Origin of the sequence: Burkholderia sp. SRS-W-2-2016 (assembly GCF_001931485.1) — a bacterium.
Lineage (GTDB): Bacteria > Pseudomonadota > Gammaproteobacteria > Burkholderiales > Burkholderiaceae > Paraburkholderia.
Genome location: NZ_MSDV01000038.1, coordinates 51699 through 72210 on the forward strand (window position 1 = coordinate 51699; position 20512 = coordinate 72210).

General features: G+C 66.9%; 17 protein-coding genes. 8 read left to right on the plus strand and 9 right to left on the minus strand.

Annotated features, from left to right (window positions below; translation table 11 throughout):
• Positions 1–25: 25 nt before the first annotated feature.
• Positions 26–907 (plus strand): UTP--glucose-1-phosphate uridylyltransferase GalU, encoded by an 882-nt coding sequence (gene galU / locus BTH42_RS17505; protein WP_075301640.1) that lies wholly within the window; start codon positions 26–28, stop codon positions 905–907.
• Positions 908–1103: 196 nt separating this feature from the next.
• Here the strand turns inward: galU and BTH42_RS17510 are convergent, their stop codons facing one another.
• The 4 genes from BTH42_RS17510 to BTH42_RS17525 all read right to left on the minus strand — a co-directional run bounded on the left by BTH42_RS17510 (position 1104) and on the right by BTH42_RS17525 (position 4359).
• A complete protein-coding gene (locus BTH42_RS17510; protein WP_075301700.1) occupies positions 1104–1331 on the minus strand; it encodes a sulfurtransferase TusA family protein in 228 nt (75 codons plus the stop codon).
• 103 nt (positions 1332–1434) lie between these two features.
• Complete coding sequence (locus BTH42_RS17515) at positions 1435–2466, minus strand: Gfo/Idh/MocA family oxidoreductase (protein WP_075301642.1); 1032 nt, start codon at positions 2464–2466, stop codon at positions 1435–1437.
• Positions 2466–3482 (minus strand): inositol 2-dehydrogenase, encoded by a 1017-nt coding sequence (gene iolG / locus BTH42_RS17520; RefSeq protein WP_075301644.1) that lies wholly within the window; start codon positions 3480–3482, stop codon positions 2466–2468. The genes BTH42_RS17515 and iolG overlap by 1 nt, the downstream gene beginning before the upstream one ends.
• Positions 3475–4359: a MurR/RpiR family transcriptional regulator gene (locus tag BTH42_RS17525; protein ID WP_075301646.1), complete on the minus strand. Its 885-nt coding sequence runs from the start codon at positions 4357–4359 to the stop codon at positions 3475–3477. Before BTH42_RS17525 ends, iolG begins: the two co-directional genes overlap by 8 nt.
• A 266-nt stretch (positions 4360–4625) precedes the next feature.
• On the opposite strand from BTH42_RS17525, the gene BTH42_RS17530 reads away from it, so the two are divergent.
• The 7 genes from BTH42_RS17530 to iolB all read left to right on the plus strand — a co-directional run bounded on the left by BTH42_RS17530 (position 4626) and on the right by iolB (position 13738).
• Positions 4626–5672 carry a sugar ABC transporter substrate-binding protein gene (locus tag BTH42_RS17530; protein WP_075301648.1) on the plus strand — a complete coding sequence of 349 codons (1047 nt, stop codon included), beginning with the start codon at positions 4626–4628 and terminating at the stop codon, positions 5670–5672.
• A gap of 194 nt (positions 5673–5866) precedes the next feature.
• Complete coding sequence (locus BTH42_RS17535; protein WP_075301650.1) at positions 5867–7042, plus strand: ABC transporter permease; 1176 nt, start codon at positions 5867–5869, stop codon at positions 7040–7042.
• 25 nt (positions 7043–7067) lie between these two features.
• Positions 7068–7874, plus strand: a complete 807-nt coding sequence (locus BTH42_RS17540) for an ATP-binding cassette domain-containing protein (protein ID WP_075301702.1) — start codon at positions 7068–7070, stop codon at positions 7872–7874.
• Between the two features lie 66 nt (positions 7875–7940).
• Complete coding sequence (iolC, locus tag BTH42_RS17545) at positions 7941–10022, plus strand: 5-dehydro-2-deoxygluconokinase (RefSeq protein ID WP_075301652.1); 2082 nt, start codon at positions 7941–7943, stop codon at positions 10020–10022.
• Positions 10019–12022 (plus strand): 3D-(3,5/4)-trihydroxycyclohexane-1,2-dione acylhydrolase (decyclizing), encoded by a 2004-nt coding sequence (gene iolD / locus BTH42_RS17550; protein ID WP_075301654.1) that lies wholly within the window; start codon positions 10019–10021, stop codon positions 12020–12022. Before iolC ends, iolD begins: the two co-directional genes overlap by 4 nt.
• Positions 12023–12032: 10 nt before the next feature.
• Entirely contained in the window at positions 12033–12941 is a 909-nt protein-coding gene (iolE, locus tag BTH42_RS17555; RefSeq protein ID WP_075301656.1) for a myo-inosose-2 dehydratase, read from the plus strand.
• Entirely contained in the window at positions 12938–13738 is an 801-nt protein-coding gene (gene iolB / locus BTH42_RS17560; protein ID WP_075301658.1) for a 5-deoxy-glucuronate isomerase, read from the plus strand. Before iolE ends, iolB begins: the two co-directional genes overlap by 4 nt.
• A gap of 21 nt (positions 13739–13759) precedes the next feature.
• On the opposite strand, the gene BTH42_RS17565 is transcribed toward iolB, so the two are convergent.
• The 5 genes from BTH42_RS17565 to BTH42_RS17585 all read right to left on the minus strand — a co-directional run bounded on the left by BTH42_RS17565 (position 13760) and on the right by BTH42_RS17585 (position 20484).
• Complete coding sequence (locus tag BTH42_RS17565; RefSeq protein WP_372237268.1) at positions 13760–16177, minus strand: hypothetical protein; 2418 nt, start codon at positions 16175–16177, stop codon at positions 13760–13762.
• Positions 16178–16582: 405 nt separating this feature from the next.
• Positions 16583–17308: an ABC transporter ATP-binding protein gene (locus BTH42_RS17570; RefSeq protein WP_075301660.1), complete on the minus strand. Its 726-nt coding sequence runs from the start codon at positions 17306–17308 to the stop codon at positions 16583–16585.
• On the minus strand, positions 17305–18105 hold the full coding sequence (locus tag BTH42_RS17575) for an ABC transporter ATP-binding protein (protein ID WP_075301662.1): 801 nt from the start codon (positions 18103–18105) through the stop codon (positions 17305–17307). The genes BTH42_RS17570 and BTH42_RS17575 overlap by 4 nt, the downstream gene beginning before the upstream one ends.
• The gene (locus BTH42_RS17580) at positions 18102–19553 is read right to left on the minus strand and encodes a branched-chain amino acid ABC transporter permease (RefSeq protein WP_083654837.1); all 1452 of its coding nucleotides are present in this window, start codon (positions 19551–19553) and stop codon (positions 18102–18104) included. Before BTH42_RS17580 ends, BTH42_RS17575 begins: the two co-directional genes overlap by 4 nt.
• Positions 19546–20484 (minus strand): branched-chain amino acid ABC transporter permease, encoded by a 939-nt coding sequence (locus BTH42_RS17585; protein ID WP_075301664.1) that lies wholly within the window; start codon positions 20482–20484, stop codon positions 19546–19548. The genes BTH42_RS17580 and BTH42_RS17585 overlap by 8 nt, the downstream gene beginning before the upstream one ends.
• Between the last annotated feature and the right edge of the window lie 28 nt (positions 20485–20512).

The window sequence follows — 20512 nt, forward strand, 5'->3', positions numbered from 1 at the left end:
AAACCAGAGGACTCAGGGTATTCACATGCTTAAAGTTACGAAGGCGGTATTTCCGGTAGCCGGTCTTGGCACCCGGTTCCTCCCGGCCACGAAGGCGAGCCCGAAAGAGATGCTGCCGATCGTCGACAAGCCGCTGATCCAGTACGCAGTCGAAGAAGCGATGGCGGCCGGCATCACCGAAATGATCTTCGTCACCGGCCGCAGCAAGCGGGCGATCGAAGACCATTTCGACAAGTCCTATGAGATCGAAGCCGAACTCGAGGCACGCGGCAAGGCCAAGCTGCTCGAACTGGTGCGCAGCATCAAGCCGAGCCACGTCGACTGCTTCTACGTGCGTCAGGCCGAAGCGCTCGGCCTCGGCCACGCGGTGCTGTGCGCGGAAAAGCTGGTCGGCGACAACCCGTTCGCGGTGATCCTCGCGGACGACCTGCTGTACGGCAAGCCGCCGGTGATGACGCAGATGATCGAGGTGTTCGATCACTATCACAGCTCGGTGATCGGCGTCGAAGAAATCCCGCCGGAAGACACCAAGTCGTACGGGATCGTCGACGGCAAGGAATGGGAAGACTCGATCATCAAGATGTCGGGCATCGTCGAGAAGCCGGAGCCGAGCGTGGCGCCGTCGAACCTCGGCGTGGTCGGCCGCTACGTGCTCAAGCCGCGCATCTTCGATCACCTGCGCTCGATCAAGCCGGGCGCCGGCGGCGAATTGCAGCTCACCGACGCGATCCAGTCGTTGCTCGCCGACGAACAGGTGCTCGCATACAAGTACCACGGCACGCGTTTCGACTGCGGCAGCAAGCTCGGCTATCTGAAGGCAACGGTCGAGTTCGCGCTGCGTCACCCGGAAGTGGCGGCCGATTTCGAAGAGTATCTGCGCACCCGTTCGCCGGTTCTCGAAGGCTGATTGCGCGGCACGGCTGCTTAGCCGTTGACCGCTGAAACGAAGAAGGCGCTGGGCCCCGCATCTGGGCCCAGCGCCTTCTTTTTTACATTGGCGTGCAGTTTTTTCCGGTTATCCGGCGCGATGGCCGCCGCTGGCACTGCTCGTGCCGCAAAAGCGACCGGAACCGCTAAACCGTTGAACGGTTGACCCGGCGCGTTTAACGGCGCCGCATCAGGAACGTGAACACCTTGTCTTGCGCGGAGCTTTCGACGATCTCGTTGCCGGTCTGCTTCGCGAACGCGGCGAAATCGCGCTGCGAGCCGGGATCGGTGGCGAGCACCTTGAGAATCTGGCCGCTTTCCATATCGGCGAGCGCCTTCTTGGCGCGCAGGATGGGCAGCGGGCACATGAGCCCGCGCGCATCAACTTCCTTGTGAATCTGAATTTGCATCGACGATGACCTTCGGGACGGGGCGTCGCCAACGACGCCGCACAGAAGGGTCAAATTCTACCGCAGCCAGGCGGTTGCCGCCGCCGCGTGCCACGCGTTACAGCGTGACCGCCTGCCCGCTCAGCAGCGACTCGCGCAGTGCCACGCCGATGCGGGTCGCCTCCAGCGCATCGGCAAGACTCGCGCCCGTCTGCTCCGCCCCACCCCGCACGGCGGCCACGAATGCGCGCGCCTCGTGCAGGAACGCATCCTCGAAACGCTCGTAGAAACTCGGCGTGCATTCGTTGCGAATCCCGCTCGCGTCGTAAATCTCGACGCGATTCGCGCGCGGATTGCGGCCGATCGTCAGCGCGCCCGCCGTGCCGATTACTTCGCTATGCGTATCGTTGCCGTGCGCCTGGGTGCGCGACGCGTAGAACATCGCGAGCCGGCCGTCCTCGAACTCGCAGATCGCGACACCGTTGTCGACATCGCCGAATTCCTTCAGTCCATCGTGCAACGCGACCGCGCCCGCCGCGAACACGCGCGTCGCGCGCGGCTTGCCGAGCAGCCAGCGGGCGACGTCGATGTCGTGCACGGTGCAGTCGAGAAAGATCCCGCCCGAACTCGCCGCGAAGCGCACGAAGAAACCGTCGGTGTCGTTTTTATCGGTGGTCTGCGAGCGCACCAGAAACGGCCGGCCGATCTGGCCGGCGGCGATCCGCTCGAACGCGTCCCTGTAGCTCGGATCGAAACGGCGCATGAAGCCGATCGTCGCGTGCAGATGCGGATAGCGCGCCGCTTCGGCCAGCACGCGCTCGCATTCGGCGACTTCGAGCGACAGCGGCTTCTCGCAAAACACGTGCTTGCCGGCGCGCAACGCATCGACGATCTGCTGCGCGTGCAACGACGACGGCGTGACGAGCCACACCGCGTCGACCTTCGGGTCGGCGAGCAGATCCGCGTAATCGTCGTACAGCGCGGGCTCGGGCAACGCGTCGCGCGCCCATGCGAGTTCGTCGGCGAGCGGACTGCACGCGGCAACCAGCGTCGCGCCCGGCACCCGGTACGCGAGGTTCTCCGCATGCCGCCTGCCGAGCCGCCCCAAGCCAACCACGCCGATCCGCAAGCTGTCAGCGGCGGGCTTCATCACGACGCCTCGCCGAGCTTGATCGCGCGCCCCTCGCGCCACGAACGGGTCGCGGCGTCCGCGAGTTCGAGCGCCTTCAGGCCGTCGGCGACGGTCGTGCGCACCGGCTTGCCGCGTGTGACCGCGTCGAAGAAATGCGCGATTTCGAGCGCGTACGCGGCGCGATAGCGTTCGAGAAAAAACGCTTCGGGCACGTCGGTCGACACTTCGGTTTTCGAATATGCGGTGACCTCGGTCGGCCGCACGTTGCCCGCCTGCAGCATCCCGCTGCTGCCGAGCACTTCGAAGCGCTGGTCGTACCCGTAAGCCGCGCGCCGCGCGGTGTTGATCTGGCACAGCCGGCCGCGCTTCGTGCGGATCGTCACCGCGGTCGAATCGATGTCGCCGGCCTCGGCGATCGCCGGATCGCTCAGGCAACTGCCGGTCGCGTGCAGCGTGTCGGCTTCGTCGTCGAGAATCCAGCGGAAGATATCGAAGTCGTGGATCAGCATGTCCTTGAAGATACCGCCCGAGTGGCGGATGTACTCCACCGGCGGCGCCCCCGGATCGCGGCTCGTGACGACCAGCATTTCCGGCGTGCCGATCTCGCCCGCGTCGAGGCGCGCCTTCAGCGCCGCGAAGGTCGGATCGAAGCGCCGCTGAAAGCCGATCATGCAGACCACGCCCGCGCGTGCCACCGCGTCCGCGCACAAGCGCGCGCGCTCCAGCGTCAGATCGACCGGCTTCTCGCAGAACACGTGCTTGCGCTGCGCGGCCGACTTCACGATCAGATCCGCGTGCGTGTCGGTGCTCGAACAGATCACGCTCGCGCCGATCGACGCATCGCCGAGCGCGCCGTCGACGTCAGCGACCTGCGCGCCGTGCTGCGCGGCCAGCGCCTCAGCGGCCGCGCGATTGACGTCGACCACGTATTTGAGCCGCACGCCCGGCTGTCGCGCGAGATTCGCCGCATGGATCTTGCCGATCCGCCCCGCGCCGAATACCGCGACGTCGATCGTCTGTACCGCGTCAGTCATCGTAGCCTCCCGTGTCGTTGGATTCTTCAACGTTCAGTTCGAGCTTGTACGCGAGCGCGATAAAGAGCGCCTGGCACAGGCAGATCGTGCTGGTCAGCGAGCGGAACGCGAACGCGCTGCCCTCTTTCACATAGAGTTGCGTGCTCGCGTAGCGCGCGAGCGGCGATAGTTGGCTATCCGTAATAACCAGCGTCTTCGCCTGATGATGATGCGCGACGCGCAGACAGTGCTGGGTTTCCTTGCCGTACGGCGCGAAGCTGATCGCGATCACCACGTCGCCCTTCCGGACGCTGCGGATCTGCTCGCGATACATGCCGCCGAAGCCGGACACCAGATGCACGCGCTTATGCGTGTGCTGCAATGCGTAGACGATATAGCTCGCGACCGGAAACGAGCGCCGCACGCCGATCACGTAGATGTTGTCGGCCTGTTGCAGCATCTTCACGGCGGCGTCGAACTGGCGGTCGTCGAGCCCCGCTTCGAGTTCTTCCAGACCGCCGCGCGAGGCCGCGATGAATTCGCGCGCAACCGCCCCGCCGGACAACGTGCCGGGCTTCTCGTCGATCAGCTTGCGAATGCGCTGCTGATAGCTCGGCGACGACACCCCGTGGCCGGTATAGGCCTGACGAAACACCGCCTGCAGATCGGAGAAGCCGGAAAAGCCGAAGCGCTGCGCAAAACGCACGACCGCCGACGGATGCACGCCGCAACTCGCGGCGATATCGCTGGTGCGGTCCATCATCACGCTCGAGCGGTTCTGCTCGATATAGGTCGCGACGCTTTTCAGCTGACGCGGCAACGACTCGTAGTTTTCCGCGATGCGCTGCATCAATTCGTCGACGCTCGGCAAGGTTGTTTCGGTGCTTTCTTCCGCCATGACTGCCTCTCAGATGCTCGTGCAACGCGGCATACCGTTACGACACTTCGTAGGGGTGCCGACGCTGCCGATTATAGGCAGGCAACGCAGCCCAATGGAACGTATTTTCCATTTTTATTCAACGTGAAATATTCTTTGCAAGGCTTCGGAAGTTGACCTAATCTTGGTCGAGAGCGAGGGTGTCGCGGCGGCTTCGCGCCGCGCGAAAACGTGCCGGTCCCGCGCTCCCCTCAATAACGAACGACAGACCGAGAAAGGTGGAGACAATGAGACTTTGCACAGGCAAGGCAACGCTCAGAATTCTGGTGACGGCGTTGACGTTGGCGACGGGATTGAGCGCGGCCAGCGCCGCGCGCGCGGCCGATGCCCACTTCGTGCTGATCAGCCACGCGCCCGATTCGGATTCGTGGTGGAACACGATCAAGAACGCGATCAAGCAGGCCAACGAAGATTTCAACGTCGAGACCGACTACCGCAATCCGCCGAACGGCGACATCGCCGACATGGCGCGCCTCGTCGAACAGGCGGCCGCGCGCAACTACGACGGCGTGGTCGTATCGATCGCGGACTTCGATGTCCTGAAGAGTTCGATCTCGAAGGTCACCGCGAAGCACATTCCGCTCGTCACGATCAATTCGGGTACCGAAGAACAGAGCGCGAAACTCGGCGCGATCATGCACGTCGGCCAGCCCGAATACGCTGCCGGCAGGGCCGCCGGCGAAAAAGCCAAGGCGGCCGGCATCAAGTCGTTCCTGTGCGTGAACCACTATGCGACCAACCCGGCGTCGTTCGAGCGCTGCCGCGGTTTTGCCGAAGCGATCGGCGCGAACTTCAAGACCTCGACGCTCGACGCGGGCCAGGACCCGACCGGCGTGCAGTCGAAAGTCAGCGCGTTCCTGCGCAATCATCCGAATACCCAGGCGGTCCTCACGCTCGGGCCGCTGTCCGCCGACCCGACCTTGAAGGCGCTGCAACAGATGGGACTCGCCGGCAAGATCTGGTTCGCGACCTTCGACTTCGATACCGACATCGCGAAGGCGATCCAGGACGGCACGATCCAGTTCGCGATCGACCAGCAACCGTATTTGCAGGGCTATATCCCGGTCGCCGTGCTGGCGATCGCGAAGAAGAACAACACCACCGATCCGGTGAAGATCCGCGAAATCCTGCAGGCCAATCCGAAGTTCAAGGAGCGGCTCGCGACCTACGGCCTCGCGCCGTCCTATGGACCCCGAAATATCGGTTCGGGTCCGGGCTTCATCACCAAGGAGAACGTCGACAAGGTGCTGAAGTACGCGGGTCAGTATCGCTAGACGTGCAATCAGGCGCCGCGTGAGCGCGGCGCTTCGCTTGTATTCGCGGCATGCGGCGGGCTGCTCGCCCGCTCGCTGCGCACGCCACTGTGTCCGTTGCCGCGTTGTCTCGCCGCCGCGCACCGTGGCGTTGCGCCGACCGCCGTCGGTCGTCCGCTGCTCCGCTGTCCGCCGCCGTCTGAAGGAGAGTTTCAATGGGTGTCGCCGATCTCTTCCATCCCCACCACCGCAAGCCGCCGCCCGATCCGCAGGATCCGGCGTCGCAGGCTTCGGCCGCCGTGACGGGAGACGAACGCGTACGCCGCGAATCGTGGTTCCGCCATCTGCTCGGCCGCCCGGAATTCGCGGCGCTGGCCGGCACCGTGATGGTGTTCATCGTGTTCGGCGTGGCGGCCGGCAACTCGGGGATGTTCAACCTCGACGGCATCATGAACTGGTCGCAGGTCGCCGCCTATCTCGGGCTGATCGCGGTCGGCGCGTGCATGCTGATGATCGCCGGCGAGTTCGATCTGTCGATCGGCTCGATGATCGGCTTCGCCGGGATGATGGTCGCGCTGCCGACCATGTATTTCCACTGGCCGATCTGGCTCGCGATCATCTTCGCGTTCGTCGGTTCGATGCTGCTCGGCGCGCTGAACGGCTATCTCGTGATGCGCACCCGGCTGCCGTCGTTCATCGTCACGCTCGCGTTCCTGTTTATCCTGCGCGGCCTGACGCTGGCGCTGTCGGTGAGGTTCGCCGATCGCACGATCATCTCCGGCGTCGGCGACGTCGGGCGCCAGGACTGGTTCGCGCATACGTTCTTTCAGGGCGTCGCATTCCGCGGCCTGTTCGTCTGGCTCGGGCACCTCGGCATCGTGAAGATGCTCGACAACGGCAACCCGCTGGTGCCAGGGATTCCGAAGGTATTGCTGTGGTGGCTCGCGCTGGCGGCGGTCTGTGCGTTCACCCTCGCGAAAACGCGCTTCGGCAACTGGATCTTCGCGGTCGGCGGCGACGCGAACGCGGCCAAGAACGTCGGCGTGCCGGTGCGGCGCGTGAAGATTTCGCTGTTCGTGCTGACCGCGTTCTGCTCGTGCCTGTATGCGGTGCTGCAGGTGTGCGATATCGGCTCGGCCGCGGCGGACCGCGGGTTGCAGGCGGAATTCGAAGCGATCATCGCGGCGGTGATCGGCGGCACGCTGCTCACCGGCGGTTACGGCTCGGTGGTCGGCGCGTGCTTCGGCGCGCTGATCTTCGGCGTCGTGCAGATCGGCATCACCTACACCAACGTCGATTCCGACTGGTTCCGCGTGTTCCTCGGCGTGATGCTGCTGTTCGCGGTGCTGTTCAACCACTACGTGCGCGGCCGCGTCGCGGCGTCGCGTTAGGAGGACGTTCACGATGAGCACGCCGATGAACACCCCCGAAGCGACCGCGGACGACCACATTCTCGCGCTCGAAAACGTCAGCCGCTATTTCGGCAACATCATCGCGCTGAACGACATCACGCTGCGCCTGAGACGCGGCGAAGTGCACTGCCTGCTCGGCGACAACGGCGCCGGCAAGTCGACGCTGATCAAGACCCTCGCGGGCGTGTATCAGCCGAGCGCCGGCACCTACCGGGTCGACGGCAAGCCGGTGCGCTTCGCGTCGCCGAAAGACGCGCTCGATCTGGGCATCGCGACCGTCTACCAGGATCTCGCGCTGGTGCCGCTGCTGTCGGTCGCGCGCAATTTCTTCATGGGCCGCGAGCCGCAGAAGAAACTGTTCGGTTTCCTGAACGTGATGGACCTCGACACCTGTGCGAGCACCGCGCGCGACAAGCTCGCCGAAATGGGCATCAACGTGCGCGATCCGCATCAGCCGATCGGCACGATGTCGGGTGGCGAACGGCAATGTCTGGCGATCGCGCGCGCGATTCACTTCGGCGCGCGGGTGCTGATCCTCGACGAGCCGACCGCCGCGCTCGGCGTCAAGCAGAGCTTCAACGTGCTGAAGCTGATTCACAAGGCGCGCGCGAAAGGCATCTCGGTGATCTTCATCACGCACAACGTGCACCACGCGTACCCGATCGGCGATTCGTTCACGCTGCTCAATCGCGGCCGCTCGCTCGGCACTTTCACCAAGGAGACGATCAGCAAGGACGAAGTGCTCGACATGATGGCCGGCGGCGCCGAGATGCAGAAGATGATCGGCGAACTCGAAGGGGCAACGATCTGATCGATTCGCGCGGCTCGGGCGGGCCTCACCATGACCGCCGCCGCGCCTCGCTATTCAGGACTATTCATGGATCATTCCAGCAGCGTCAGCGGCACTTATAGCGACACCTCCAGCGGCACCTTCAGCGACGCCGCGGGCACCGCCAATGCCGCCGCCCCGGCCAGCCGCTTCGCGCCGGGCCGCACGCGCGACATCGTCTGCCTCGGCCGTCTCGCGGTCGATCTGTACGCGCAACAGGTCGGCGCGCGGCTCGAGGACGTGACGAGCTTCGCGAAGTATCTGGGCGGCTCGTCGGCGAACATCGCGTTCGGCTGCGCGCGGCTCGGCCTGAACGCGGCGATGCTCGCGCGCGTCGGCGACGATCATATGGGCCGCTTTCTGACCGGGACGCTCGCGCACGAAGGCTGCGACGTGAGCCACGTGCGGACCGATCGCGAGCGACTCACCGCGCTCGTGCTGCTGGGCCTGAAAGACCGCGACACGTTCCCGCTGATCTTCTACCGCGAGAACTGCGCGGACATGGCGATCGATCCAGCGGATTTCGACGAGGCGTACATCGCGTCGTCGAAGGCGCTGCTGATTACCGGCACCCACTTCTCGACCGAGCAGGTGAACCGCACCAGTCGCCGCGCGCTCGATTACGCGCGCCGCAACGACGTGCGCACCGTGCTCGACATCGACTACCGGCCGGTGCTGTGGGGCCTCACCGGCAAGGCCGACGGCGAGACGCGCTTTATCGCCAGCGAAGGCGTGAGCGCGCATTTGCAGCGGATTTTGCCGCTGTTCGATCTGGTAATCGGCACCGAAGAGGAATTCCGCATTGCCGGCGGCCAAAGCGAACTACTCGACGCGCTCGCGGCGGTCCGCGCGGTGACGCCGGCCACGCTCGTGCTCAAACGCGGCCCGCTCGGTTGCCAGATCATCGACGGCGCGTTGCCCGCATCGCTCGACGCGCTGCCGCTGCAAGGCGGCGTCGAAGTCGAAGTGCTGAACGTGCTCGGTGCGGGCGATGCCTTCGCGTCCGGCTTTCTGTCCGGCTGGCTGCGCGATCAGCCGCTCGATGCTTGCGCGCGCGCCGCGAACGCGAGCGGCGCGCTGGTCGTATCGCGCCACGGCTGCGCGCCGGCGATGCCGACGCCGGCCGAACTCGATTACTTCCTGCACGAAGCGCAAGCCGATCCGCAACGGATGCGCCGCCCCGATCGCGACGCGAAGCTCGCGCGGCTGCATCGGGTGTCGCCCGCGCGCAAGCAATGGCCCGAAGTGCTCGGCTTCGCGTTCGATCATCGCAATCCGTTCTTCGAACTCGCGCAGCAAACCGGCGCGGACGAAGCGCGCATCGCGCGGCTGAAGGGCCTGTTCGTCGAAGCGGTCGCGCAGACTGAAAACGCGTTGGGACTGCAAGGACGCATCGGGGTCCTGATCGACGACCGCTACGGCCAGGATGCGTTGAACGCCGCGACCGGTCGCGGCTGGTGGATCGGCCGCCCGGTCGAGCTGCCCCATTCCGTGCCGCTGGTGTTCGATCACGGCCGCTCGATCGGCACCACGCTGATCGCGTGGCCGCGCGAACACGTCGTGAAGTGCCTCGTGCAGTTTCATCCGGATGAACCGATCGAGCAGCGCCTCGAACAGGAAGCGCAGCTACGCGCGCTGTACGACGCGACCCAGGCGAGCGGCCACGAACTGCTGCTCGAAGTGATTCCGCCGAAGCATGCGTCGTTGCCGCAGGGGCCGGACATCGTGTATCGCGCGCTCAAGCGGCTGTACAACCTCGGCATCTACCCCGAGTGGTGGAAGCTCGAACCGATGGACGCCGCCCAATGGCAGGCGATCGACGCGCTGATCGCCGGGCGCGATCCGTATTGCCGCGGCGTCGTGCTGCTCGGTTTGTCGGCGGGCGTCGAGCAATTGAGCGACGGCTTTCGCGCGGCCGCGCACTCCGCGACGTGCCGTGGCTTCACGGTCGGCCGCACGATCTTTCACGAACCGGGGCACGCGTGGCTGGCCGGCGAAATCGACGACGCCGAACTGATCAAACGCGTGCGCCGCACGTTCGAAACGCTGATCGCCGCATGGCGATCCACGCGCGGCGAGCCCACACAACACGGCATACCGCCTCACGCTCACGAGGAGCAAGCCGCATGAACGAGCGCAGCATGCATGACGACGGCACGGCCGCGAGCGGCGCCACCGCTACGCACGTCCGTGCGGGCGGCACCGTCCGTCTGACGATGGCCCAGGCGCTGGTCCGCTATCTGGCCGCGCAACGCGTCGCGACCGAAGACGGCAGCGGCGTCGAGCCGCTATTCGGCGGCGTGTTCGCGATCTTCGGCCACGGCAATGTCGCGGGACTGGGCGAAGCGCTGTACCAGCATCGCGACACGCTACCGACGCTGCGCGCGCACAACGAGCAGGCGATGGCGCATAGCGCGATCGCGTTTGCGAAAGCGCACTTCCGGCGCCGGATGATGGCGGTCACCACTTCCATCGGCCCCGGCGCGACCAATCTGCTGACCGCCGCCGCGCTCGCGCACGTGAACCGTTTGCCGGTGCTGCTATTGCCCGGCGATATCTTCGTGTCGCGCGCGCCGGACCCGGTATTGCAGCAGCTCGAAGATTTCGGCGACGGCGGCGTGTCGGCCAACGATGCGTTCAAACCGTTGTCGCGCTACTTCGACCGCATCGTGCATCCGGCGCAATTGCTCAGCGCATTGCCGCGCGCAATCCGCGTGCTCACCGACACCGCGCTGTGCGGCCCGGTTACGCTCGCGTTGCCGCAGGACGTGCAGGCGCAGGCGTGGGATTTTCCGGAAGACTTCTTTGCGCCGCGCGTCGTGCGTTTGCATGCGCCCGCACCGCGCGCCGACGATATCGACGCCGCGTGCGCGCGCCTCGCGGCAGCGAAGCGGCCGCTGATCGTCGCGGGCGGCGGCGTGCTGTACAGCCGCGCGGCCGACGCATTGCAACGCTTCGCCGCCGCGCATGGCGTGCCGGTCGCGGAGACTCAGGCCGGCAAAAGCTCGCTCGCGTGGAACGATCCGCTGAACGCGGGCGCGCTCGGCGTGACCGGCTCGCCGGCCGCGAACGCGCTCGCGCACGACGCCGATTGCGTGCTCGCAATCGGCACGCGGCTGCAGGACTTCACGACCGGCTCGAACACGCTGTTCACGCAGGCGGACGTGATCGCGATCAACGCGAACGGCTTCGACGCGCTCAAGCATCGCGGCTTCGTCGTTCAAGCCGATGCGCGGCTCGCGCTCGCCGCGCTCGCCGGGCCGCTGCAAGGCTGGCACGCGGAGCGCGCGTGGACCGCCCGCGCGCACAAGCTCGCAGCCGGCTGGCGCGATACCGTTGGCACGCTCACGCATGCGCCGCAGCGCGACGCGGTGCTGCCGTACGAGGGCGACGTGATCGGCGCGGTGCAGCGCTCGGCCCCGCACTCTGCGACCGATGACATCGTCGTGTGCGCGGCCGGCACGCTGCCCGCCGATCTGCACAAGCTGTGGCGCGCGGGCCGGCCCGGCGCGTACCACGTCGAATACGGCTACTCGTGCATGGGCTACGAGATCGCCGGCGGCCTCGGCGTGAAGCTCGCGCGGCCCGATCGCGAAGTGATCGTGCTGCTCGGCGACGGCAGCTATCTGATGATGAACAGCGAGATCGCCAGTTCGGTGATGCTCGGTCTGAAGCTGATCGTCGTGGTGCTCGACAATCGCGGCTTCGGCTGCATCAATCGGCTGCAACAGGCATGCGGCGGCGCGCCGTTCAACAACCTGCTCGACGACTGCGCGCATGGCCCCGAAGGCGTGCCGCGCGTCGACTTCGCCGCGCATGCGCGCGCGCTCGGCGCTCAGGCCGAGCACGCGGGCAACCTCGCGGAACTCGAAGCGGCGCTGCAACGCGCGCGCGCAGCCAAACGCACCTACGTGATCAGTATCGACACCGACCCGGCTCGCAGCACCGAAGACGGCGGCTGGTGGTGGGAAGTCGCGGTGCCCGAAGTGTCGTCGCGCGAAGCCGTACGAGAGGCTCGCGCGCAATACGACGCGCAACTCGCCGCGCGCGGTGAAGCGCCCGCGTCCGCGCCCGCGTCCGCACACGCACACACACCCGCGCCCGCCGCGAAACCCGACCCGCACGAATGAGGCCCCCAGGATGAGCGCTTTCGACGTACGCATCGGCATCAATCCGCTGTCGTGGATGAACGACGACCTGCCCTCGCTCGGCGGCGAGACGCCGCTCGAAGTCGCGCTGGCCGAAGGCCGGCAGATCGGCTATCAGGGCTTCGAGCTCGGCAACAAGTTTCCGCGCGAGCCGCAAGCGTTAAAGGCGCTGCTCGCGCTCTACGATCTCGCGCTGGTATCCGGCTGGTATTCAGGAGAACTGGCCACCCGCAGCGTCGCGGAAGAAATCGCCGCGGTCGGCCCGCATCTCGAACTGCTCGCGCGCAACGGCGCGACTGTGATGGTGTACGGCGAGGTCGCGCATTCGATTCAGGGCGCGCCGCGCCCGCTCTATCAGCGGCCGCGTTTTTTCAGCGATGCGCAATGGGCCGCGTACGCGGCGCGGGTCGACGAATTCGCGCGCTATACGCTGTCGCGCGGCGTGCGGCTCGGCTATCACCATCACATGGGCGCATATGTCGAAACGCCGGCCGATGTCGATCAACTGATGGCCCGCACCAGCGACGCGGTCGGCCTGCTGTTCGACGCCGGCCATATCACATTCGCGGGCGGCGATCCGCTCGCGGTGCTCGATAAACATATCGCGCGGGTCTGTCATGTGCATTGCAAGGACGTGCGGCCCGCGGTCGCGAAACTCGCGCGCAATCGCAACTGGAGTTTTCTCGATGCGGTGATCGCCGGCGCGTTCACGGTGCCGGGCGACGGCGCGGTGAATTTTCCGGCGATCATCGAGCGGCTCAAGCGGCATGGTTATTGCGGCTGGCTGGTCGTCGAGGCGGAACAGGACCCGGTGGTCGCGCCGTCGTTCGACTATGCGCAGAAGGGCTACAACACGTTGCGGGCGCTGGTCGATGCGCCGCTCGGCAAGGAGGCAGCATGAGCTTGTTGGTCAAGGCACAGCGCGAGGGCCAGACAATCGCGCGCGTGACGCCGCAGTCGGCCTGCTGGCGTTACGTGGGATTCGCCGCTTACCGGCTCGAGCCGAGCGAAGTCGTGTATGTGTTCGAGCCGGCGCGCGAGGTGTGCATCGTCGTGCTGAGCGGCGCGGTCGATGTCGAAACGCCGAATGAAACGTGGCGCGCGCTCGGCTCGCGCGACAGCGTGTTCGAGGACGCGGCGCCGTACGCGGTTTATCTGCCGCCGAACGTACGCGCGACGGTGCGCGCGAATCGCACCGCCGAAGTCGGCGTGGCCAGCGCGCCGGCGAAAGGCGAGTACCCGGCGCGGCTGATCGAGCCCACGTCGATGAAGCGTTCGACGCGCGGCAAGTCGCTCAATACACGCTACGTGTGCGATATTCTTCCGCAGACCGAGCCGGCGGAATCGCTGTTAGTGGTCGAAGTTAAAACGCCGGGCGGCCATGCATCGAGCTATCCGCCGCACAAGCACGACACCGACAACATCCCGCACGAGAGTTCGCTCGAAGAAACCTATTACCACCGGCTCGATCCGCCGCAAGGTTTCGCGTTCCAGCGTGTGTACACCGATTCGCGCGATATCGACGAGTCGATGGCCGTCGAGGATCACGACGTGGTGATGGTGCCGCGCGGCTATCACCCGGTGATCGTGCCGTACGGCTACGACTCGTACTATCTGAACGTGATGGCGGGCAGCCAGCGGGTCTGGCATTTCAACAATGACCCGGCGCACGAGTGGATCATCAATAAGGATGCTTGATTAAATGGCCGGCGCGCTCTCCTATTTGCGCGCCGCCAGATCGACACTGAGCGTGCCGTCCTCACCCATGCGCACCGTCCCCTTCGACACATCGCGCCGATAGCCGTACAGATCGAATTTCATCGGCCCCGCGTTCGAGCTGTCCTCGATATAGGTGCGCGTGTTCGTCACCAGCGAATTGAACATCTTCACGTCGCCCGCGTCGATCCACACGTAGCTGTTGCCGGCGCCCGCCGGCGGTCTCGCGACCGCCGCGCCGCTGCGTTTGAATTTCAGCACGAGGCCTTCGTCGGTGACGGTCGCGCTCGCCAGCCGCGATACGAGCAGCGGCGGCGGAAACACCGTGTACTGATCGAACACCAGCTCGTTGCCCTTCAATTCGACACCCTTGCGCGCGAACGGCGTCAACGACGCGAGCGGAATGTCGAGCGCGCGCAGCAGGCCCGCTTGCGGCACGCCGAGCACTTTGACTTCGGTCGGCCGATACACCAGATGGCGTTCGTCCTCGGCCGCGAGCGTGCCGCTCATCGTGGTGGGCAGCCATACGCCCGGGAAGTGATTCCACAGCTTGATGCCGCCGCTCACTTCGAGCTTGCCGTCGGCGGGTTTGAGTTGCAGATCGTTCAGCGAGCGCGGCTTGTAGTCGAGCAGATAGTCGTTGAATAGCGCGGCCATCGCCGGCCACTGCTCGACCACCTCGCCGCCGATGATGTGGATGTCGTACTGATTCGGGTCGTCGAAGTCGACCGGCTCGCCTAGGATTTTCGGCACCATTTGCGCGTCGAGCGAACGCACGTGAAAGCCGATCCGCCCGGCCACGTAGAAGTCGACGTTTTGCACGTGAATTAATGGTGCGGGTGCCTGCGAATGACGTTCGTCGTTCGGCTTCGCGGCGAGTGCGGAACCGGGGATCGCGAGGCTGCGGCCCGCGAACGCCGCGCGCGTGCCGACCGGAATCGCACGCGGCGCCGACGCGATGCGCAGTTTCTGCGGCACGTATTGCCAGACCGCGCGGGCCTGCGCGAGCGACGCCTGCTGCGCGCGCAACAGGCTGTCGTTGTAGCGCGCGCTCGCGCTGCCGATGCCGATGCTGCCGGCGCTGCCGGCTTGCGGAGTCTTTGCCGTGCCCGCGAGCGCCGGGTAAGACGGCAGGTGGACGTCGAGCGCGCCCGCTTCGTCGAAGCTCAGATAGCCGGCCGCCATCTGCTCGCGATAGTGGTACAGGTCGAGCACGAACGGCGCGTTCGCATCGGCCTGTGAGTTTGCGCCCGCCGCTGTCAGCGGCACGATCGCCATGTCGATGTTCATCGGCATCGAGCGCATGAACTTCACATCGCCGCCCTGCACCAGCAGACCGCGCGCGGGCATCGTCGCGGGCCAGTCGATCTTCGGCACGCTGCCGTCGTCGAGCGTGAAGCGCACGCCCGCGGCGCTCGTGTCGATCCGCGTGATCGTCATGCTGAGCGCGGGCGGCGGCGTCAGTTTGGCGACCTGCATCACGACGTCGTCGCCGTCGAGCCGCGCGATCGGCGTATCGAGCTTCAGCAGATCGGCCATCCGTACGTGCGCGGCCTGCATCAGCTTGTCCGCGCCGACGCCGGCCACTTCGACGTGGTCCGCATGGAACACCAGTTGTTCAGGATTGCGCATCGACAGCGAACCGCTCAGCACGATCGGCACCCACGTGTCGCGATGCATGTCGCCGGTGATCCGCAGCGTGCCGCCGTCCTGCGGGACGACCCGCATATTGCGCAGCGGCGAGCCCTGATACTGGAACAGATAGCGATTGAAGATCGCGGTGAGTTTCGCGCTGTCGAGCGTCACGTGGCCGCGATGCACGTGAATCGTCGTGCTGGTCGGGTCGTCGAATACGACCGGCTGGCCGGCGTGGGTCGGGCTCAGCGTCGCGGCCATGTCGTGGATCATGAAGCCGATCTCGCCGGTCACGCGAAAATCGACGTCGCGCGCGAACATCAGCGAGCCGTCGATGCCGGAATCGCGCAGCGTCAACGCGCGGCTGCGGGTTGCGTTCATCCCGCTGGCGGCCGGCACGCGCGCGGCGATGCGCTGTTCGGCGGCGAGCTGGCGGGCTTTGTCGCGTTCGACGGTGGGAAGTGTTGATGAGGCGGGGGCGGTGTTGCTCTTCGCGTTGCTGTCCGCGTTGCTGTCCGCGTTGCTGTCCGCGCCGTCGCGCGCCGTAAGCGCGGCGCCGGTAATTAGCTGGCTATCCTGACTAGTTGCCGCGCTCGCGCGGGTCGTGGGCTTTGCGGACGCGTCGCTCGCGGTCGAACTGGCGTCCGCGCACGCGGACATCAATAGCGCGGCCGCCAACAGCGCAACACCTGCGCCGCAGCGCGAACGCCCTATCCGTTGTGTGCGCCGCGCTCGCGCAACCCGCGCGCCGACGCACCGGTAATCCAATGCCGCCTGCTGCTTCATCGTGTCCCCTCCTGAGGCCACGACGCGTCTTCGTGCGCGTGCTACGCGGCCGGGTTTGTCGCACGAAGCCGGGCGATCGTTCAGGCAGTCCGCGAGCCTGAAACGCCATGCCGCCGTTGCGCGCTATGCATCCGATTGTCTTTTTTTGTCCGCGCGCTGCCGACAACATTTCTGGAGGGCATTCACCAAACAATCAAGCGTTTGAATCGCGCAGTTCGATTCGCGCAAAGGCGCATGTGCCGGGCCTCGGCGAGCTTGCGCGGGAAGCAGTTCAAACGCCAAGAAAACGGACGCGCCGAGCGCGCGGAGCGTGCCAGCCCCGCGCACCGCAAATGATCAGGGTGACGAAACGTTTTCCGTTGCGCATGCGGCAGTGCACTTAGGCGCGGCATGCCCGCGCCGCGCTCAGCCGACGCCGAGCCAATCGTGCATCACATCCGCACGTTCGAGAAACGCTTCGAGCGCGCCGTCGAACACGATCTGGCCATGTCCCATCACTGCGACGCGGCTGGCGATTTCCTGTGCGATCACAAGGCGCTGCTCGATCAGCAGCATCGCGACGCCGCGTTCGCGCAGCAGTCGCAAAGCGCCGGCGACCTGCTGCATCACCAGACTCGCGAGCCCTTCGCCGGGCTCGTCGATCAGCAGCAGATCGGGGTCGCCGAGCAGCGCGCGAGAGAGCGCGAGCATCTGTTGCTCGCCGCCCGACAGCACGCCCGCGCGGGTGCGCTTGCGCTCGGCGAGCACCGGGAACAGCGCGTACGCATCGTCGAGCGTGAAGCGCGGCGCGCGGCCGCGAGCGCGCGCCGCGCCGGCCGGCGCAATCCCGAGCAGCAGATTCTCGTGCACGCTCAGCGCCGCGAACACGTCGCGATGTTCGGCGACATAACCGAGCCCGAGCCGCGCGATTTCGAACGTACGCAGCCCGGCGAGCGAGCGGCCCGCGAAGCGCAGCTCGCCTTCGCAGCGCACGAGGCCCATCAACGCGCGCGCGAGCGTCGAGCGGCCCGAGCCGTTGCGGCCGACCAGCGCGACCACTTCGCCGGGCGCGATGCTCAGCGTGACGCCGTGCAGCGCCTGGCTCGCGCCGTACCATGCGTTCAGGTTGCGGATCTCCAGCAGCGCGCTCATCGGTTGGCACTCCGATCGGTTCTGTCGCCGCTACGCGCGCCCGCACGCGGTTCGCTCCGTTCGCCGAGATACGCGGCCCGCACCGCCGCGTCCGCGCGAATCGCCGCCGGCGTCCCGCTCGCGATAATGCGCCCCTGCACCAGCACCGAAATGCGATCGGCGAGCGCGAACACCGCGTCCATATCGTGCTCGACCATCAGCAGCGTGCGGCCGGCAGTGGTCGCGCGAATCAGCTCGATCGCGCGCGCCGCTTCCGCGCGGTTCATGCCGGCGGTCGGCTCGTCGAGCAGCAGCGTGTGCGCGCCGCCCGCGAGCGCGATGCCGAGATCGAGCGCGCGCTGCTCCGCGTAGCTCAGCGTGCCGGCGAGCGCATCGCGGCGCGCGCCGAGGCCGACCGCGTCGAGCACCTCGGCCGCGCGCGCATCGACCATCGGCGAGCCGGTCAACCGCTGCCACCAGCGCGTGCGGTCGCGCTCGGCGAATTGCGCCGCGCAGCGCAGGTTGTCGAACACCGACAGCCGCGCGAACACGCTGGTGCTCTGGAAGCTGCGCGCAAGGCCGCGGCGCGCGATCGCCGCCGGCGCAAGCCGCGTGATGTCCGCGCCGAACAGATGGATGCGCCCCGCGCTCGGCCGCGCGCCGCCCGCGACCAGATTGAACAGCGTCGACTTGCCCGCGCCGTTCGGGCCGATCAGCGCATGGCGCTCGCCGGGCTCGATCTCCAGATCGACGCCGCGCAGGATGGGCGTCGGGCCGAAGCGCTTTTCGATGCCGTAGAGCGCGAGGGCGGGGATCATTGGGGGGCTCCGTCGGTTCTGTCGGCTGCGTTGGCTGCGTTGGCTGCGTTGGCTGCGTTGGCTGCGTTGGCTGCGTTGGCTGCGTTGGCTGCGTTGGTCGCGTTGGTCGATGCCGCTATGTCCACGCCGCCGGTTGAGGCTGCAGCGTTCACCGGACGAGCAAGGCGCTGGTGAGCGCGGCTCGCGCAACGGGTGGCCAGCACCGCTAACGCGGCGAGCACGCACAGCAGCAATGCGACACGCAGCGGCGTCGCGGTCAGGGTGGACAGCACCGGCGTGGCACTGGCGCTCGCGTCCGAACTTGCGCTAACGTCAACGCCTACGCCGCCGCCCGCCCCCACCAACGCTCCAAACACAGTCCCCTCATCCGCGCCGAACTGCGCCGCGTACGCCCACTGCACGCCCGGCACGATCACCGCGAGCCACAACAGCAACGCTGCCGCGCTCCACAGATACGCGGCCCGGCAGCGTCGCCAGCCATACGCGCCAATTCGCGCCACATGCCGCGCGCAGAAACCGGCCAGCCCATCCGGCGCCGCGATCACGACAACGACGAACAGCAGTCCGAGATAAAACAGCCACGCCCGCGTGACGCTCGCGACGACCACGCTGAGAAACGTCAACACGACCGCGCCGGCGACCGGCCCGAAAAACGCCGCGCTACCGCCGATCACGGTCGCGATCAGCACCGCGCCAGAGCGCATCATGCCGACGCTTTCGGTCGACACCAGTTCGATATTGATCAGCCCGAGCGTGCCCGCGACGCCCGCGAAAAACGCCGACAGCACCACCATCCCGTAGCGGACCCGGCTCGGATAACAGCCGAGCGCCGCCGCGCGCACCGGGTTGTCGCGCACCGCGTTCGCAAGCCGCACGAGCGGCGTGCGCGACAGCGCGAACATCGCGACGGCGGCGAGCCCGCACCACAGCGCGATCAGCGTATAAGCCTCGCGCGCCGGACCGAAGCTCCAGCCGGCCAGCGCCGGGCCGCTGGCGCGATCGATCGCGACGCCCGCGTCGCCGCCGAACCAGCCCGGCAAGGTCCACGCGGCCGCGACCACGAGTTCGCCGAGGCCGAGCGTGATCATCGCGAACGCGGTGCCGGCGCGGCGCGTCGCGATAAAGCCGAACAGCCCGCCGCACAACGCGCCGCCCAGACCGCCGACGAGCGGCAGCAACGCGAGCGGCATCCCGCTCGCGTTGAACACGCGGGCGGCGATCAGCGCGCCGAGCCCCGCATACGCGGCATGCCCGAACGACAGCAGCCCGGTCTCGCCGAGCAGCAGGTTGTAGGAGAGAGCGAACACGATCATCGTCGCGCTCTGCGCGAGGTACGCGAGCAGCCAGCTTTGCGGCCACAGGAACGGCGGCAGCGCGAGAAAAACGGCGAGCGCGAGCCACGGCGCGAGCGTGCGGGGGCCGCCCCCCAACATCGTCCGCTTACGCATGATCGTCCCGCCGTCCGAACAACCCGCCCGGCCGCATCACCAGCACCGCGACCAGCAGCAGATACGGCAGCAGCGGCGCGAGTTGCGCGAGCGTCAGCGCGTCCCAGTCGGGCGGCAGCGGCGCGCCGGCGAACGACAGCACGTCGCCCAGCGACACATCGCTCGTCACCGCCAGCGTCTGCACGCAACCGACCAGCAGCGACGCCGCCAGCGCCCCGCTCAACGAGCCGAGTCCGCCGATCACGACGACCACGAACACGATCGAGCCGAGCGAGTCGGCCATCGCCGGTTCGATCACGAACAGCGGCGCGCCGATCACGCCGGCCAGCGCGGCGAGCGCAGTGCCGGCCGCGAACACGCCGGTGAACACGCGCGGCACGTTGTGGCCGAGCGCCTCGACCGCCTGCGGATGCGTCAGCGCGGCGCGCACAATCAAGCCGGTCTTCGATACGCGCAGCACTGCGGCGAGCGTCGCGAGCATCGCCAGCGAGACCGCCATCATGAACGCGCGATACCGGGTGAACACCGCGCCGTACAGCGAGAACAACGGCCCGTCGAGCACGGCGGGAATCCGCGCGGACAACGGCCCGAGCCCCCAGCCGAGCTTGACCAGCTCGCCGAGCAGATACGCGGCGCCGAACGTCAATAGCAGTTCGGGCAGATGACCGTGGCCGCGCACGCGCCGCAACAGCCAGCGTTCGAGCGCCGCGCCGACCAGACCGACGACGAGCGGCGTCACCACCAGCGCGCCCCAGAACCCGGCGCGCGCGGCCACCGAATAACCGACGTACGCACCGAGCATGTAGAAGCTCGCATGCGCGAAGTTGAGCACGCCGAGCATGCTGAAAATCAGCGTCAGCCCGGCCGACAGCATGAACAGCAACAACCCGTAACTGAGGCCGTTGAGCAAGGTGATGATGAACGACTGCACGCGCGCGATCCGTCGAGGTTTAGTCTGG